The organism is Mixta sp. (genome assembly GCF_024610815.1).
GTDB classification, from domain to species: domain Bacteria; phylum Pseudomonadota; class Gammaproteobacteria; order Enterobacterales; family Enterobacteriaceae; genus Mixta; species Mixta calida.
In genome coordinates this window covers 65,054-78,975 of record NZ_JANION010000105.1, presented here as the reverse complement: position 1 = coordinate 78,975, position 13,922 = coordinate 65,054, and the positions used below count along the sequence as shown (strand labels likewise).

10 protein-coding genes, 2 tRNA genes, 2 rRNA genes and 1 riboswitch are annotated in these 13,922 nt (G+C 54.8%); of the genes, 3 read left to right on the top strand and 11 right to left on the bottom strand.

Annotated elements, in window-relative coordinates:
- The 6 genes from MYY08_RS07400 to btuB all read right to left on the bottom strand — a co-directional run.
- A 23S ribosomal RNA gene (locus tag MYY08_RS07400) occupies positions 1-111 on the bottom strand; the annotation flags it as partial.
- A 178-nt stretch (positions 112-289) separates the two neighbouring features.
- Positions 290-365, bottom strand: a tRNA-Ala gene (locus MYY08_RS07395).
- Positions 366-477: 112 nt separating this feature from the next.
- Positions 478-554 (bottom strand) — tRNA-Ile (locus MYY08_RS07390).
- A gap of 73 nt (positions 555-627) precedes the next feature.
- A 16S ribosomal RNA gene (locus MYY08_RS07385) occupies positions 628-2,170 on the bottom strand.
- A gap of 326 nt (positions 2,171-2,496) precedes the next feature.
- Positions 2,497-3,348, bottom strand: coding sequence for a glutamate racemase (gene murI, locus MYY08_RS07380; protein WP_038629016.1), 852 nt, complete (start codon positions 3,346-3,348; stop codon positions 2,497-2,499).
- Positions 3,293-5,155 (bottom strand): TonB-dependent vitamin B12 receptor BtuB, encoded by a 1,863-nt coding sequence (gene btuB, locus MYY08_RS07375; protein ID WP_038630176.1) that lies wholly within the window; start codon positions 5,153-5,155, stop codon positions 3,293-3,295. Before btuB ends, murI begins: the two co-directional genes overlap by 56 nt.
- A gap of 70 nt (positions 5,156-5,225) precedes the next feature.
- Positions 5,226-5,407: riboswitch (cobalamin riboswitch) on the bottom strand.
- A 123-nt stretch (positions 5,408-5,530) separates the two neighbouring features.
- Between btuB and trmA the strand changes: the two genes are divergently transcribed.
- Positions 5,531-6,631 (top strand): tRNA (uridine(54)-C5)-methyltransferase TrmA, encoded by a 1,101-nt coding sequence (gene trmA, locus MYY08_RS07370; protein ID WP_288013864.1) that lies wholly within the window; start codon positions 5,531-5,533, stop codon positions 6,629-6,631.
- Positions 6,632-6,732: 101 nt separating this feature from the next.
- On the opposite strand, the gene MYY08_RS07365 is transcribed toward trmA, so the two are convergent.
- Positions 6,733-7,080: a YijD family membrane protein gene (locus tag MYY08_RS07365; protein ID WP_038629020.1), complete on the bottom strand. Its 348-nt coding sequence runs from the start codon at positions 7,078-7,080 to the stop codon at positions 6,733-6,735.
- 17 nt (positions 7,081-7,097) lie between these two features.
- Positions 7,098-7,739: an HTH-type transcriptional repressor FabR gene (gene fabR, locus MYY08_RS07360; RefSeq protein ID WP_038629022.1), complete on the bottom strand. Its 642-nt coding sequence runs from the start codon at positions 7,737-7,739 to the stop codon at positions 7,098-7,100.
- A 193-nt stretch (positions 7,740-7,932) separates the two neighbouring features.
- Between fabR and sthA the strand changes: the two genes are divergently transcribed.
- On the top strand, positions 7,933-9,333 hold the full coding sequence (gene sthA / locus MYY08_RS07355; RefSeq protein WP_084969907.1) for a Si-specific NAD(P)(+) transhydrogenase: 1,401 nt from the start codon (positions 7,933-7,935) through the stop codon (positions 9,331-9,333).
- On the opposite strand, the gene oxyR is transcribed toward sthA, so the two are convergent.
- Positions 9,316-10,233: a DNA-binding transcriptional regulator OxyR gene (gene oxyR, locus MYY08_RS07350; protein WP_038629026.1), complete on the bottom strand. Its 918-nt coding sequence runs from the start codon at positions 10,231-10,233 to the stop codon at positions 9,316-9,318. The two genes, sthA and oxyR, sit on opposite strands and share 18 nt — an antisense overlap.
- 140 nt (positions 10,234-10,373) lie before the next feature.
- Between oxyR and MYY08_RS07345 the strand changes: the two genes are divergently transcribed.
- On the top strand, positions 10,374-11,108 hold the full coding sequence (locus tag MYY08_RS07345; protein WP_288013863.1) for a redoxin family protein: 735 nt from the start codon (positions 10,374-10,376) through the stop codon (positions 11,106-11,108).
- A 124-nt stretch (positions 11,109-11,232) separates the two neighbouring features.
- Here the strand turns inward: MYY08_RS07345 and argH are convergent, their stop codons facing one another.
- Positions 11,233-12,612 carry an argininosuccinate lyase gene (gene argH / locus MYY08_RS07340; protein WP_038629029.1) on the bottom strand — a complete coding sequence of 460 codons (1,380 nt, stop codon included), beginning with the start codon at positions 12,610-12,612 and terminating at the stop codon, positions 11,233-11,235.
- An 81-nt stretch (positions 12,613-12,693) separates the two neighbouring features.
- Complete coding sequence (locus MYY08_RS07335) at positions 12,694-13,905, bottom strand: argininosuccinate synthase (protein WP_038629031.1); 1,212 nt, start codon at positions 13,903-13,905, stop codon at positions 12,694-12,696.
- Positions 13,906-13,922 lie beyond the last annotated feature (17 nt).

Genomic DNA, 13,922 nt, shown 5'->3' with positions numbered 1-13,922 from the left:
CGCCGGCTGATAGCGGTTCATATCACCTCACCGGCGCTTTTCGCAGATTAGCACGTCCTTCATCGCCTCTGACTGCCAGGGCATCCACCGTGTACGCTTGGTCGCTTAACCTCACAACCCGCAGGCGTCTTGCGACACCGCATGGTGCGAGAAATTGAGAGACTCTGAACAGTTCTTTATGCAAGAAGCTGCTCTTTCAAATTTTCAGCTTGTTCCGGATTGTTAAAGAGCAAATACTGCACAATACATTCGTGAATGTATTCTGGAGTGGTCATCAACCTGACGTTGATGGTGGAGCTAAGCGGGATCGAACCGCTGACCTCCTGCGTGCAAAGCAGGCGCTCTCCCAGCTGAGCTATAGCCCCAGATATACTGTAAAATCACCGTTAACCTTTAATTCCGTTCAGGACAAGGCATGGTTTCGCGAAGCATAGTAAACTATGCAAGCCGGAACCATAACGCCGTACTGGAAGGAATTGGTAGGCCTGAGTGGACTTGAACCACCGACCTCACCCTTATCAGGGGTGCGCTCTAACCACCTGAGCTACAAGCCTGCCGGGATTTTACTGCTCGTTAATTTCTATCAGACAATCTGTGTGAGCACTGCACGGGAAGGTATCAGCTTGGTAAGGAGGTGATCCAACCGCAGGTTCCCCTACGGTTACCTTGTTACGACTTCACCCCAGTCATGAATCACAAAGTGGTAAGCGCCCTCCCGAAGGTTAAGCTACCTACTTCTTTTGCAACCCACTCCCATGGTGTGACGGGCGGTGTGTACAAGGCCCGGGAACGTATTCACCGTGGCATTCTGATCCACGATTACTAGCGATTCCGACTTCATGGAGTCGAGTTGCAGACTCCAATCCGGACTACGACGCACTTTATGAGGTCCGCTTGCTCTCGCGAGGTCGCTTCTCTTTGTATGCGCCATTGTAGCACGTGTGTAGCCCTGGTCGTAAGGGCCATGATGACTTGACGTCATCCCCACCTTCCTCCGGTTTATCACCGGCAGTCTCCTTTGAGTTCCCGCCATCACGCGCTGGCAACAAAGGATAAGGGTTGCGCTCGTTGCGGGACTTAACCCAACATTTCACAACACGAGCTGACGACAGCCATGCAGCACCTGTCTCACGGTTCCCGAAGGCACTAGGGCATCTCTGCCGAATTCCGTGGATGTCAAGACCAGGTAAGGTTCTTCGCGTTGCATCGAATTAAACCACATGCTCCACCGCTTGTGCGGGCCCCCGTCAATTCATTTGAGTTTTAACCTTGCGGCCGTACTCCCCAGGCGGTCGACTTAACGCGTTAGCTCCGGAAGCCACTTCTCAAGGAAACAGCCTCCAAGTCGACATCGTTTACGGCGTGGACTACCAGGGTATCTAATCCTGTTTGCTCCCCACGCTTTCGCACCTGAGCGTCAGTCTTCGTCCAGGGGGCCGCCTTCGCCACCGGTATTCCTCCAGATCTCTACGCATTTCACCGCTACACCTGGAATTCTACCCCCCTCTACGAGACTCAAGCCTGCCAGTTTCAAATGCAGTTCCCAGGTTAAGCCCGGGGATTTCACATCTGACTTAACAGACCGCCTGCGTGCGCTTTACGCCCAGTAATTCCGATTAACGCTTGCACCCTCCGTATTACCGCGGCTGCTGGCACGGAGTTAGCCGGTGCTTCTTCTGCGGGTAACGTCAATGACGGCGCGTATTAAGCACCATCCCTTCCTCCCCGCTGAAAGTACTTTACAACCCGAAGGCCTTCTTCATACACGCGGCATGGCTGCATCAGGCTTGCGCCCATTGTGCAATATTCCCCACTGCTGCCTCCCGTAGGAGTCTGGACCGTGTCTCAGTTCCAGTGTGGCTGGTCATCCTCTCAGACCAGCTAGGGATCGTCGCCTAGGTGAGCCGTTACCCCACCTACTAGCTAATCCCATCTGGGTTCATCCGATGGTGTGAGGCCCGAAGGTCCCCCACTTTGGTCTTGCGACGTTATGCGGTATTAGCCACCGTTTCCAGTGGTTATCCCCCTCCATCGGGCAGATCCCCAGACATTACTCACCCGTCCGCCACTCGTCAGCGAAGCAGCAAGCTGCTTCCTGTTACCGTTCGACTTGCATGTGTTAGGCCTGCCGCCAGCGTTCAATCTGAGCCATGATCAAACTCTTCAATTAAAGTCTGATGCTCACAGAAAAACGTCGTAATGAATTACGTGTTCACTCTGAGACTTGATACTGCAAATGTGTTTTGCGATATCCGTCCTGTGAGTGCCCACACAGATTGTCTGATAAATTGTTAAAGAGCGGCGCCACATTCTCAGTGGCGCGGGCTGCGTATACTACGCTTTCCCGCTGAAGAGTCAAGAATTTATTTTCTTTTCCCTTCCTGACAAGGCCGACTAAGAAGCCGTTGTTCCGTGTCAGTGGAGGCGCATTATAGGGAGTTCTTTTCGGCTGACAAGTACTAATTTCAAAAAATAAATCAGATGTCGATTTTTTCGTCAAACCGTTAGTTTTTCCAGCTTTTCAAAGCCGTAACGCTGTAAAACGGGCATTAATTGCACAGCGTCCGGCGTCATTTCCATGCAAAACGCGACATTACTCTCTTTAGAGCGTGCGTCCGGAGCTTCATGTTCCAGCAGCCAAACGGTGCGACGCGCGATTGCCGCTCCAGAATCAATCATTCGGGTGCCTTCAGGCAATACCGCCTGCAGCTCGTCAGCCAGCAGCGGGAAATGGGTACAGCCCAGTACGACCGTATCCGGCGGCTCTGCCATCCGCAGCCAGGGCTGCAGGATGCGACGCACGGCATCAAGTGAAACCTGATGACCATGTAACTTCATTTCGGCTAATTCTACCAGCTCGCCTGAACCTAACATTTCGGTCTTACATTCACTGGCGAATTGCGCCACCAGCTCCTGAGTATAAGAACGACGCACCGTCGCCCGCGTCGCCAGAAGACCAACGACGCCATTACGCGTCAGTCTGGCGGCTGGCTTAATCGCCGGCACAACGCCGACAACGGGAAAACCAAAGCGCGCGCGCAGCGCAGGTAAAGAAACAGTGCTGGCGGTATTACAGGCAATCACCACCATAGATAAAGGATAACGACGCGTTACCGCTTCAACGATAGCGACCACGCGCTCAACGATGAACGCTTCCGTCTTTTCGCCATACGGAAAGGCGACGTTATCGAAAGCGTAAAGATAATGAAGATTCGGCAGCAGCTGCCGAATCTCATCATAGACAGAGAGCCCGCCCACGCCGGAATCAAATACCAGCACGGTGGGTCGTAATTCAGAAGCTGTAAGTTCCGCTGAGGTAGTACTCACGTCCTGCGGTTGGGTAGCCATACGCTGTCTCGTAATCTTTATCGAACAGGTTGGCAATTCTACCACGAACCGTCAGGTGAGAGGTGACAGGATAAGAGGCTGAAAGATCCACCAGGCTATAGCTCGGCATACGTCGCTGCTCGCTGGCGAATTGGTTGGTATTGTTGTAATACCCTTTTCCATAATATTGCCAGGCCACATCCATATCAAACCCGAACATCGCCCAGTCCAGCTGATATTTGAACTGTTGACGTGAGCTATGCGCCAGAACTTCATTATCGCTGTCACGACGCGGATCGATATAGCTTAGGGTAACGCGATGCGAAAAGATGCCGGTATCCATGCTGCCGGTCCATTCTACGCCACGGATTGTTGCCGATTGTATATTGTAATAAGCGCCCTGGAACGTGCTGCCGTTATAGAAATAATCAATCAGGTTATCGATTTTGTTCTGATAGGCTGAGAGCCGCCAGTCAACGGGGCCAGTAAGCCCTTCAAGACCTACTTCCCACTGCTTCGACTTTTCCGCTTTCAAATCGGGCGAAGCGACAATATATAGCCGTTGCTGACCATACATTTGCCCTAGCGTTGGCGCCTGAAAAGCCGTCGCATAGGAGAGCGTAGCGCGGTAGCCCGGCGTAAACGTCCAGCCGACGGCAGTCTGCCAGGTCGTATTCCAGCCGAACTGATTGTTATCGTCGCCGCGTAATGCTGCTTCTAGCGTCACGTCATTAAACGCTTGCTGGCCCGTCAGGTAATAACCGGTATTGATACGCTTATAACGATCGGAGGCGTAGTCGTCATGCGAGACCAGCCGTTGCTCCTGTCGATCGATCCCGGCGCTGACCATACCGCGGCCAATGCGGTAACTATTGCCCCATTGCAGGTTGCGCTGCTCCATATCATCCAGCGACGTGCCGCGCTGATAGCGTCCCTGCGTGCTGGCATAGTTATAGTCTTTATATTTTTGCAGGCTCAGTGTGAGCTGCGAGGTGTAATCGCCTTGGGTAAAAGAGAGGCCGCTTTCCCAGGTATGATTGTAAAGCTGGCGGATATCGCCGCCGTCGGGATAATTCGCGTCATATTCGCTTTTATTATCATAGCCGTAACCACGAATAAAGCCTGAAAAGGCATCGCTAAAGCGATGATCGACACCGGCCCAAAATGTTTTACTGCGGAAGCCGTCACGGTCGCTATCCACCACATATGTAGATTGCGGCTGTACGTTAAAGCCTTTCGTATCCTGAAAAGCGCCCGCTACGGTCAAAAGCGTATCTTTTCCTAACGTCTGGCGCAGCGCGCCGTCATATTGCTGATAATGGTTAGAACCTACGCCAACCTGAAGCTGGCTTACCGGTTGCTCCGCCTGGGTGATAATGTTGATTACCCCGCCGATAGCGTCAGCGCCATAAACCGCTGAGCGCGCACCCCGGATAAACTCAATGCGCTGCACAAGCGAAATCGGGATCTGATTGTAGTCAGCAATTCCGGTAATACCCGGCTTTGCCAGCGGGATGCCGTCAATCAGCACCAATGTATGGCGCGCCTCGGTACCGCGGACATAGAGGGAATTTACCTGCCCCATTCCGCCGTTTTGCGCAATGTCGACACCTGGCAGACGACGCAACGCGTCCGTTAGCGTTTTTGCTTGCCAGCGATCAATATCAGCTCGCGTAACAATATCAACCGGCGCCAGCACGCTGGATACAGGCTGTTGGGTTCGGTTTGCGGTAACGGTCAGTTCTTCATTATCCGCCGCAGCGCCGGGCTGCGCCCAAAGGGAAATCGCCGTGACGGCCAGCGCCAACGGCGTTTTTTTCATTATCATCATTATCAAAGCATCCGAAAGATCGATCGGGATGCCGCAGGCGTACGGCCAATAGCTCGCGATAGCCGTAAAGTGCGACGTATTGCCGGCAGGTCTTCGGGCTTGGAATCGATAATATGGCGATGACTTCCCATCAGATGACAGTGTCTGCTATTCGCAATCGCCACGACATTCCTTACCGCTGCGCGTCAGCTCCAGATTTACACTGGATTCCCTATTAACTCGGCGGGAGACCGGCCCGCGCAGTCTACAATCGCCCTTTTCGGAAGTCCAGACTTCCAGGTTGCTATAATGTGCAGGGAATGACAGAGCTGGACATCCCGTATTGAATCCCTACAATCGCCCGGCAAGTTTGCCATTCAATCAGGAAAAGCCATGACGCCCGAAAAACTGCCCGTCGAACATTATGAAACCCAGCTCGCGGAAAAAGTGACGCGCCTGCAACAGCTGATGGCGCCCTTCTCCGCGCTGGAAATCGAGGTGTTTCGCTCGCCGGTCAGTCACTATCGTATGCGCGCGGAATTCCGCATCTGGCACGATGGCGACGATCTCTACCACATCATTTTCGATCAGCAGACGCGCCAGCGCATCCGTGTCGATCAATTCCCCGCCGCCAGCGAATTGATCAATCAGATGATGCCGCTGATGATCGCCGCGATCCGCAATCACGCGGCGTTGCGACGCAAGCTTTTCCAGATTGATTATCTTTCGACGACGAGCAATCAGATCGTTATCTCCCTGCTTTATCACCGCAAGCTTGATGAAGCGTGGCAGCAGGCGGCGGAAGCGCTGCGCGATGCCCTGCGGGCGCAGGGTTTCGATGTTCAGCTGATTGGCCGCGCCACCAAAACAAAAATCTGCCTCGATCGGGATTACGTCGATGAACGCCTGCCGGTTGCCGGGCGAGAGATGATCTATCGCCAGATTGAAAACAGCTTTACCCAGCCTAACGCGGCAATGAATATTCAGATGCTGGAATGGGCGCTGGACGTAACGAAGAACGCACAGGGCGATCTGCTGGAGCTTTACTGCGGCAACGGCAATTTTTCGCTGGCGCTGGCGCGTAATTTCCGCCGCGTGTTGGCGACGGAGATCGCCAAGCCTTCGGTCGCCGCCGCGCAATACAACATTGCGGCAAACCAGATTGATAACGTGCAAATAATTCGCATGGCGGCGGAAGAGTTTACGCAGGCGATGAATGGTGTACGCGCATTTAATCGCCTGGAGGGGATTGATTTACAGAGCTATCAGTGCGAGACCATTTTTGTCGATCCGCCGCGCAGCGGCCTCGATGAGGAGACGGTAAAACTGGTGCAGGGTTACCCACAGATCCTCTATATCTCCTGCAACCCGCAAACCCTGTGCGACAACCTCGCGACGCTGGCGCAGACTCATGCTGTAACGCGTCTGGCGCTGTTCGATCAGTTCCCGTATACCCATCATATGGAGTGCGGCGTTCTGCTGACGCGTCGCTAATAAGCGGTTTGCGGTCGGAGCCGCGGAATGAGCGGCGAAGCGGGGAAAGATCACGGCCTACTTCCCTGTAGGCCCGATAATTATGCGCTGACGGTCTGGTGTTAGCGCTTCCGACGCAGACGCGTGCCAATCCAGAAGATCAGCGCCACCATCAAGACCACCGGAAGAAAGTTAGAGCCGATTTCAGGATAGTCGGCGCGTACGATCGCGCTGTAGAGCAGGATACCGAGCAGGAAAAAGGCGGCGGCCAGCGAAGGCATGCCTTCCGGCATGGCGCGATTAAGATAACGCTGGTGCAGACACCAGGCCGCCAGCCCCAATGCAATTAGCGGGAAAATCGAAAACGGGACAAAAGCGTTGAAAAGCACGGAAAAAGAACCGTTGATCGCGAGGCCGGTAATAAACGCCAGCAGTAAGGTTCCTTTATCGCGAGGGTTCTGATCTGTCATGTCATATCCTTTTTTATTTAATTAGGACTATCGAGCGTGACCGCTGTCCGCTCCTGCTCACGGCGATACCAATAGTAGGCGCCTTTGGAGATCATACGCAGCTGGAGCACCAGCCGCTCTTCCAGCTTCCGGCGCTGTTCCGCATCAACATCCAGCGCTTCTGCGCCCGCATTAAAAACAATGATGACCATCGCTTCCGCCTGCGCTTCGGTAAAACTGCGCGGCATACGGTTTTCCAGCTCCAGATAATCTGCCAGCTCAGCGATAAAATGCTGAATTTCGCGCGCGACGGCGGCGCGAAAAGCGGCGGAGGTACCCGATCTTTCACGTAACAACAGACGGAAGGCGTTGGGATTGCTTTCAATAAATTCCATAAAGGTGGAGACGGAGGTTTTGATAACGCTGCCGCCTTTGGCGATGCGCTGGCGCGCCTGACGCATAAGCTGCCTTAACATCAGGCCGCTTTCATCCACCATGGTTAATCCCAGCTCATCCACATCGCGGAAATGGCGGTAAAAGGAGGTCGGGGCAATACCGGCTTCACGGGCAACTTCCCGTAAACTCAGACTGGCAAAACTGCGCTCGGCACTTAACTGACTAAATGCCGCCTCAATAAGCGAACGTCGTGTACGTTCTTTTTGCTGTGCTCTGACGCCCATTTTTCTGCCTGTTAGCTTCCCGAAGGCCCACTATAACAAATATTTCAGCGTACAGTCCGTCAAAGTTTGTGAACGGCTGTTAACCTCACGCTTTAGCAAATTGAGGCTAAAATCACACGAAGAATTGGGATGTCCGCGTCGGGATGTTAGAATCTCGTTGCTAAAATGTATATAAAATAAAGGAAGTGCCGGTATGCAACATGCTTACGATTACGATGTTATTGTGATTGGCTCCGGCCCTGGCGGTGAAGGCGCCGCAATGGGCCTGGTGAAACAGGGCGCCCGTATCGCCGTTATTGAGCGCTATCACAATATAGGCGGCGGCTGTACCCACTGGGGGACCATTCCTTCCAAAGCGTTACGCCACGCAGTAAGCCGCACCATCGAATTTAATCAAAACCCTTTATACAGCGACCACACCCGCCATCTTCGCTCTTCTTTCGCTGACATCCTGAATCATACGGAAAATGTGATTAACCAGCAGACGCGTATGCGTCAGGGCTTTTACGAGCGCAACCGCTGCGAACTGTTTCAGGGCGACGCTCGGTTTCTGGATGCCAATACTATCGGCCTGACGCACCCTGACGGCTCGGTTGAACGCCTGACGGCGGAGAAATTTGTTATCGCCTGCGGCTCGCGTCCTTACCATCCGGCGGACGTCGATTTCACCCACCCGCGCATTTATGATTCCGATTCCATCCTGAACCTTCATCACGAACCAGGTCATGTGATTATTTACGGCGCCGGCGTTATCGGCTGTGAATATGCTTCGATTTTCCGTGGTCTCAACGTTAAGGTGGACCTGATCAACACGCGCGATCGTCTGCTGGCGTTTCTCGATCAGGAGATGTCCGATGCGCTCTCTTACCACTTCTGGAACAGCGGCGTGGTGATTCGCCATAATGAAGAGTTCGAGAAGATCGAAGGCGTCAGCGACGGCGTTATCATTCACCTGAAATCGGGCAAGAAAGTGAAGGCGGACTGCCTGCTTTATGCCAACGGCCGCACGGGCAACACCGATTCGCTCTCGCTGGAAAATGTGGGTCTGGAAGCGGATGGCCGCGGTCTGCTGAAAGTCAACAGTATGTATCAGACGGCGCAGCCGCATATCTATGCGGTAGGCGACGTTATCGGCTACCCAAGCCTGGCGTCAGCCGCCTACGATCAGGGCCGCATCGCCGCGCAGGCGGTGATGAAAGGCGAAGCGACCGCGCATCTGATTGAGGATATTCCCACCGGTATTTACACCATCCCGGAAATCAGCTCGGTCGGAAAGACGGAACAACAGCTAACGGCGATGAAAGTGCCGTATGAGGTAGGTCGGGCGCAATTTAAACATCTGGCACGCGCGCAGATCGTCGGCATGAACGTGGGCAGTCTGAAAATCCTGTTCCACCGCGATACTAAAGAAATTCTCGGCATCCACTGCTTCGGCGAACGTGCGGCGGAGATTATTCATATCGGTCAGGCGATTATGGAGCAAAAAAATGGTGGCAACACGATTGAGTACTTCGTGAATACCACCTTTAACTATCCCACGATGGCGGAAGCGTATCGCGTTGCCGCCCTGAACGGATTAAACCGCCTGTTTTAGCGTGGTTTCCATCTGACCTTGCATGTGGCTACGGATAGCCTCGGCCAGCTGCTCATAGCGGCTGCGCAGAGGCGATCCCGGCCGGTAAACCAGCGCGATAGTGCGCTGCGGCACCGGCTTGTAACAGGAGAGATAGGTAATGCCGTCGCGCGTGCGCTCCTGCGGCACCGCCAACGCCGGCAGCAGCGTAATGCCGCTCCCCGCCGCCACCATATTGCGCAGCGTCTCAAGGCTGGTCGCGCGGAAATGGGTATCTTCATCAGCGCCGGCCTGGAAACAGAAGCCCATCGCCTGATCGCGCAGGCAATGTCCATCCTCCAGCATCAGTAATTTCTCGCCAGCCAGATCGGACATCGGCACGCGATCGCGGTCTTTCCACGGATGATCCTGCCAGACCGCCAGCTTCATCGGCTCATCGAACAGCGGAACTTCAATAAAGGCTTCGCTCTCTTTCACCAGCGCCAGAATCGCGCAGTCGAGTTTGCCGCTGTCCAACTGGTTCAGCAGCTGCTGCGTTTGCGCTTCATGAAGATACATTTCCAGCTTAGGGAAGCTTTGGTGCAGCATCGGGATGATATGCGGCAGCAGGTAAGGCCCTACCGTCGGGATCAGACCAATATGCAGCGGGCCGGACATCGCCTCGCCCTGCTGGCTGGCCATCTCCTTCAGCACCTTCACTTCGCGCAATACGGTGCGCGCCTGATCGACCAGCAACAGACCGGCCTGCGTGAACAGCACTTTGCGGCTGGTGCGTTCCAGCAGCATAACGCCCAGTTCATCTTCAAGTTTACGGATCTGTCCGCTCAGCGTGGGCTGGCTGACATGACAGGCATCGGCGGCACGCCGAAAATGACGATGTTCAGCGAGGGAAACCAGGTATTCAAGATCACGAATATTCATTTTATCCTCCGAGCCACGATAGCCCGTGGCAATGAATAGAATAGCAATGAACGATTAGCCCTATCAAGCCTGGATGAGAATAATGCACACCAGAAGTTAAAGAAATCAAACGCAACGTTAATAAAGAGGTATTGATTCTTATGTTTGCAAGTCAGGAAGGTAAAAGCGTCCCACAGGTCACTTTCCATACACGTCAGGGCGACAGCTGGGTCGATGTTACAACTGACGAGCTGTTTAAGGGCAAAACCGTTATCGTATTTTCGCTGCCGGGCGCGTTCACCCCGACCTGTTCTTCCAGCCATCTGCCGCGCTATAACGAACTGGCGGGCGTCTTCGCTCAGCACGGCGTCGACAGTATCCTGTGCGTTTCCGTTAATGACACCTTCGTGATGAACGCATGGAAAGCCGATCAGCATGCGGACAACATCACCTTTATTCCAGACGGCAACGGTGATTTCACCCGCGGGATGGAGATGCTGGTTGAGAAAGCCGACTTAGGTTTTGGTTCGCGCTCATGGCGCTACTCTATGCTGGTGCGCGACGGCGTGGTGGCGAAAATGTTTGTTGAGCCGAACAAACCGGGCGACCCGTTTGAAGTCTCCGACGCTGACACCATGCTGCGTTACCTGGCGCCGGAATTTAAAGTGCAGGAATCCGTTTCTCTGTTTACCAAGCCGGGCTGCCCGTTCTGCACCAAAGCAAAACAGATGCTGCTCGATCGCGGCATTCAGTATGAAGAAATCGTACTGGGACAAGACGCCACTACTGTCAGCCTGCGCGCCATGACCGGCCGCGCGACCGTACCGCAGGTCTTTATCGGCGGACGTCATATCGGCGGCAGTGACGATCTGGAAAAATTCTTCCAGGTTGCTTAAGAATCCGGGAACCGGCTCCGTTACCCAGGCCGGTTTTCAGATGTGCCTATAAAAAGAAATATCTGAAGTCAGAGGTTGGCGGGCAAGAATGCCCGCCTTTTTTTATCCGCTTTTCACGCAAGGCTTAGCGTTGCTCTAGCCGCTTTTTCGCCTCAGCTATCGCTGCCGTGACCTGCTGCGGCGCGACGCCGCCTTTGGCGTTACGTTTATCCAGGCAGGATTGCAGCGACAATACCGGATAGACATCCTGTCCGATAATCGGACTGAACTGTTGCAACTGCGTCAACGTTAACGCTTCCAGCGCTACGCCCTGATCGATGGCGGCGACAACCGCTTCGCCGACGATATGGTGCGCCTCGCGGAAGGGAACGCCTTTCGCCACCAGATAATCCGCCAGCTCCGTGGCGTTGGCGTAACCCTGCTCTGCTGCTTCCTGGCAGCGCGAACGCTTCACCTGAATGCCGTCCAGTACCAGCGCCGACATATGCAGGCAATCAAGCCAGGTGTCGAGCGCATCGAACAGCCCTTCTTTGTCTTCCTGCATATCTTTATTGTAGGCCAGCGGCAGCCCTTTCAGCGTCATCATCATGCCGGTCAGCGCGCCCTGCACCCGACCGCATTTGCCGCGAATCAGCTCCAGCGCGTCCGGGTTTTTCTTCTGCGGCATTAACGACGAGCCGGAAGTCACGCGATCGGAGAGCTCGACGAAGTTCGCTTCGCCGGTATTAAAGAAAATCAGATCTTCTGCAAAGCGGGAAAGGTGCACCATGCCGATAGCCGCATCGGAAAGCAGCTCCAGCGCATGATCGCGATCGGAAACGCTGTCCAGGCTGTTGCGTGTGGCTGAGGCGAAGCCCAGCCAGCCGGCCAGCTGCTCACGGTCGATCTCATAGGCGGTGCCGGCCAACGCGCCGCAGCCCAGCGGGCTGACGTCCAGGCGCTTCAGCGTATCTTCTAAACGGCTCTCATCGCGCGCCAGCATCTCGACATAAGCCAGACACCAGTGGGCGAACGTTACCGGCTGGGCGCGTTGCAGGTGCGTATAGCCCGGCATCACCGCGTCCTGATTCGCTTCCGCCGTCGCCACCAGCGCCTGTTGCAGCTCGCGCACCGCGCTCAACAGCAGCAGCACCTGCTCTTTGCACCACAATTTTAAATCGGTGGCGACCTGATCGTTACGGCTGCGCCCGGTATGCAGTTTCTTGCCCAGCGCGCCGACTTTATCGATCAGGCGCCCTTCCACCCAGCTATGAATATCTTCCGCATCGCTTGCCAGAATCTGCTGCGGATTCGCGCGCACTTCCTCCAGCAGCACGTTCAGCGCGGCTTCCAGCTGCAGCTGCTCATCCTGCGTCAGCACGTTTACGGTAACCAGCGCTTTCGACCAGGCGACGGAGCCGATAATATCCTGCTCCGCCAGGCGATAATCAAAGCGCAGCGAGTCGTTAAACTGTTTAAACCGTCCATCGGCCGCCTGTGTAAACCGTCCACCCCATAGTGCCATCTTCAATGCTCCTGAAATCTGTTGCGCGCAAGGCTCTGTCTGCTTGATTCAGGGCGGCGAGACAAACGCCGCCCCTGTGCGTTACTTCTTCTCGTTCAATGCGCGAATGCGTGAAGAGAGCGAGAACAGACGGATAAAGCCGCCCGCATGGCTGTGGTCGTACACTTCATCTTCGCCGAAGGTGGCGAATTCTTCGGAATAGAGGCTGTTGGCGGATTTTTTCTGAATCGCCGTGACCTGGCCTTTATAAAGTTGCAGCACCACTTCGCCGTTGACCTCAGCGGCCAGCGATTCTGCGGCGGCCTGCAGCGATTTGCGCAGCGGCGCGAACCAGCGGCCGTCATAAACCACATAGGACATCTCCAGGCCCAGCTGTTCGCGCCATTTGAAGCTGTCGCGATCCAGCACCAGCTGCTCTATCGCGCGCAGCGCGTTGACCATAATGGTGCCGCCAGGCGTTTCATAGCAGCCGCGCGATTTGATGCCTACCAGACGGTTTTCAACAATATCGATACGGCCCACGCCGTGCTTTGCGCCCAACGCGTTCAGTTTTTCCAGGCACTGGAACGGACTTAAGCGTTCGCCGTTTACCGCCACCACACAGCCTTTCTCTACCGTTACGGTAACCTGCTCCGGCTGATCCGGCGCTTCCAGCGGATCGACGGTCCAGACCCAGCAATCTTTATTCGGCGCGTTCCATGGGCTTTCCAGCACGCCGCCTTCCGTTGAGATATGCCACGCATTCTCGTCGCGGCTGTAGATTTTTTCCAGCGACGCGGTAGTCGGGATATTGCGCTCTTTCAGGTAGTCGAGCAGCGCTTCACGCGAGCGCAGGTTCCATTCACGCCACGGCGCCACCACTTTCAGGTGCGGCGCCAGCGCGGTATAGGTCGTTTCGAAACGCACCTGATCGTTGCCTTTGCCGGTGGCGCCGTGGCACAAGGCGTCAGCGCCGACCTTCAGCGCCAGCTCAACCTGGGCTTTGGCAATAATCGGACGCGCCATGGAAGTGCCCAGCAGATAAGTGCCCTCATACAGCGCGCCAGTTTGCAGCACCGGATAGACGTAGTCGCGGATAAATTCTTCACGCAGGTCGGCAATATGGCACTCAGATGCGCCGGATTGCAGCGCCTTCTTCTCCACGCCGACCAAATCTTCGCGATCCTGGCCGATATCGGCGACGAAGGCGACCACTTCACAGCCGTAGTTCTCTTTCAGCCATGGAATAATGGCTGAAGTGTCCAGACCGCCGGAATAAGCCAGAACGATTTTTTTGATGCCTTGGTTTTGCATTTCTTAATCCTTGAATG

Coding starts and splice junctions, on each gene's coding strand:
- trmA (WP_288013864.1), top strand. CDS start 5,531: ATGACGCCCGAAAAACTGCCCGTCGAACATTATGAAACCCAGCTCGCG.
- MYY08_RS07335 (WP_038629031.1), bottom strand. CDS start 13,905: ATGCAAAACCAAGGCATCAAAAAAATCGTTCTGGCTTATTCCGGCGGT.
- oxyR (WP_038629026.1), bottom strand. CDS start 10,233: ATGAATATTCGTGATCTTGAATACCTGGTTTCCCTCGCTGAACATCGT.
- fabR (WP_038629022.1), bottom strand. CDS start 7,739: ATGGGCGTCAGAGCACAGCAAAAAGAACGTACACGACGTTCGCTTATT.
- MYY08_RS07365 (WP_038629020.1), bottom strand. CDS start 7,080: ATGACAGATCAGAACCCTCGCGATAAAGGAACCTTACTGCTGGCGTTT.
- sthA (WP_084969907.1), top strand. CDS start 7,933: ATGCAACATGCTTACGATTACGATGTTATTGTGATTGGCTCCGGCCCT.
- murI (WP_038629016.1), bottom strand. CDS start 3,348: ATGGCTACCCAACCGCAGGACGTGAGTACTACCTCAGCGGAACTTACA.
- MYY08_RS07345 (WP_288013863.1), top strand. CDS start 10,374: ATGTTTGCAAGTCAGGAAGGTAAAAGCGTCCCACAGGTCACTTTCCAT.
- btuB (WP_038630176.1), bottom strand. CDS start 5,155: ATGATAATGAAAAAAACGCCGTTGGCGCTGGCCGTCACGGCGATTTCC.
- argH (WP_038629029.1), bottom strand. CDS start 12,612: ATGGCACTATGGGGTGGACGGTTTACACAGGCGGCCGATGGACGGTTT.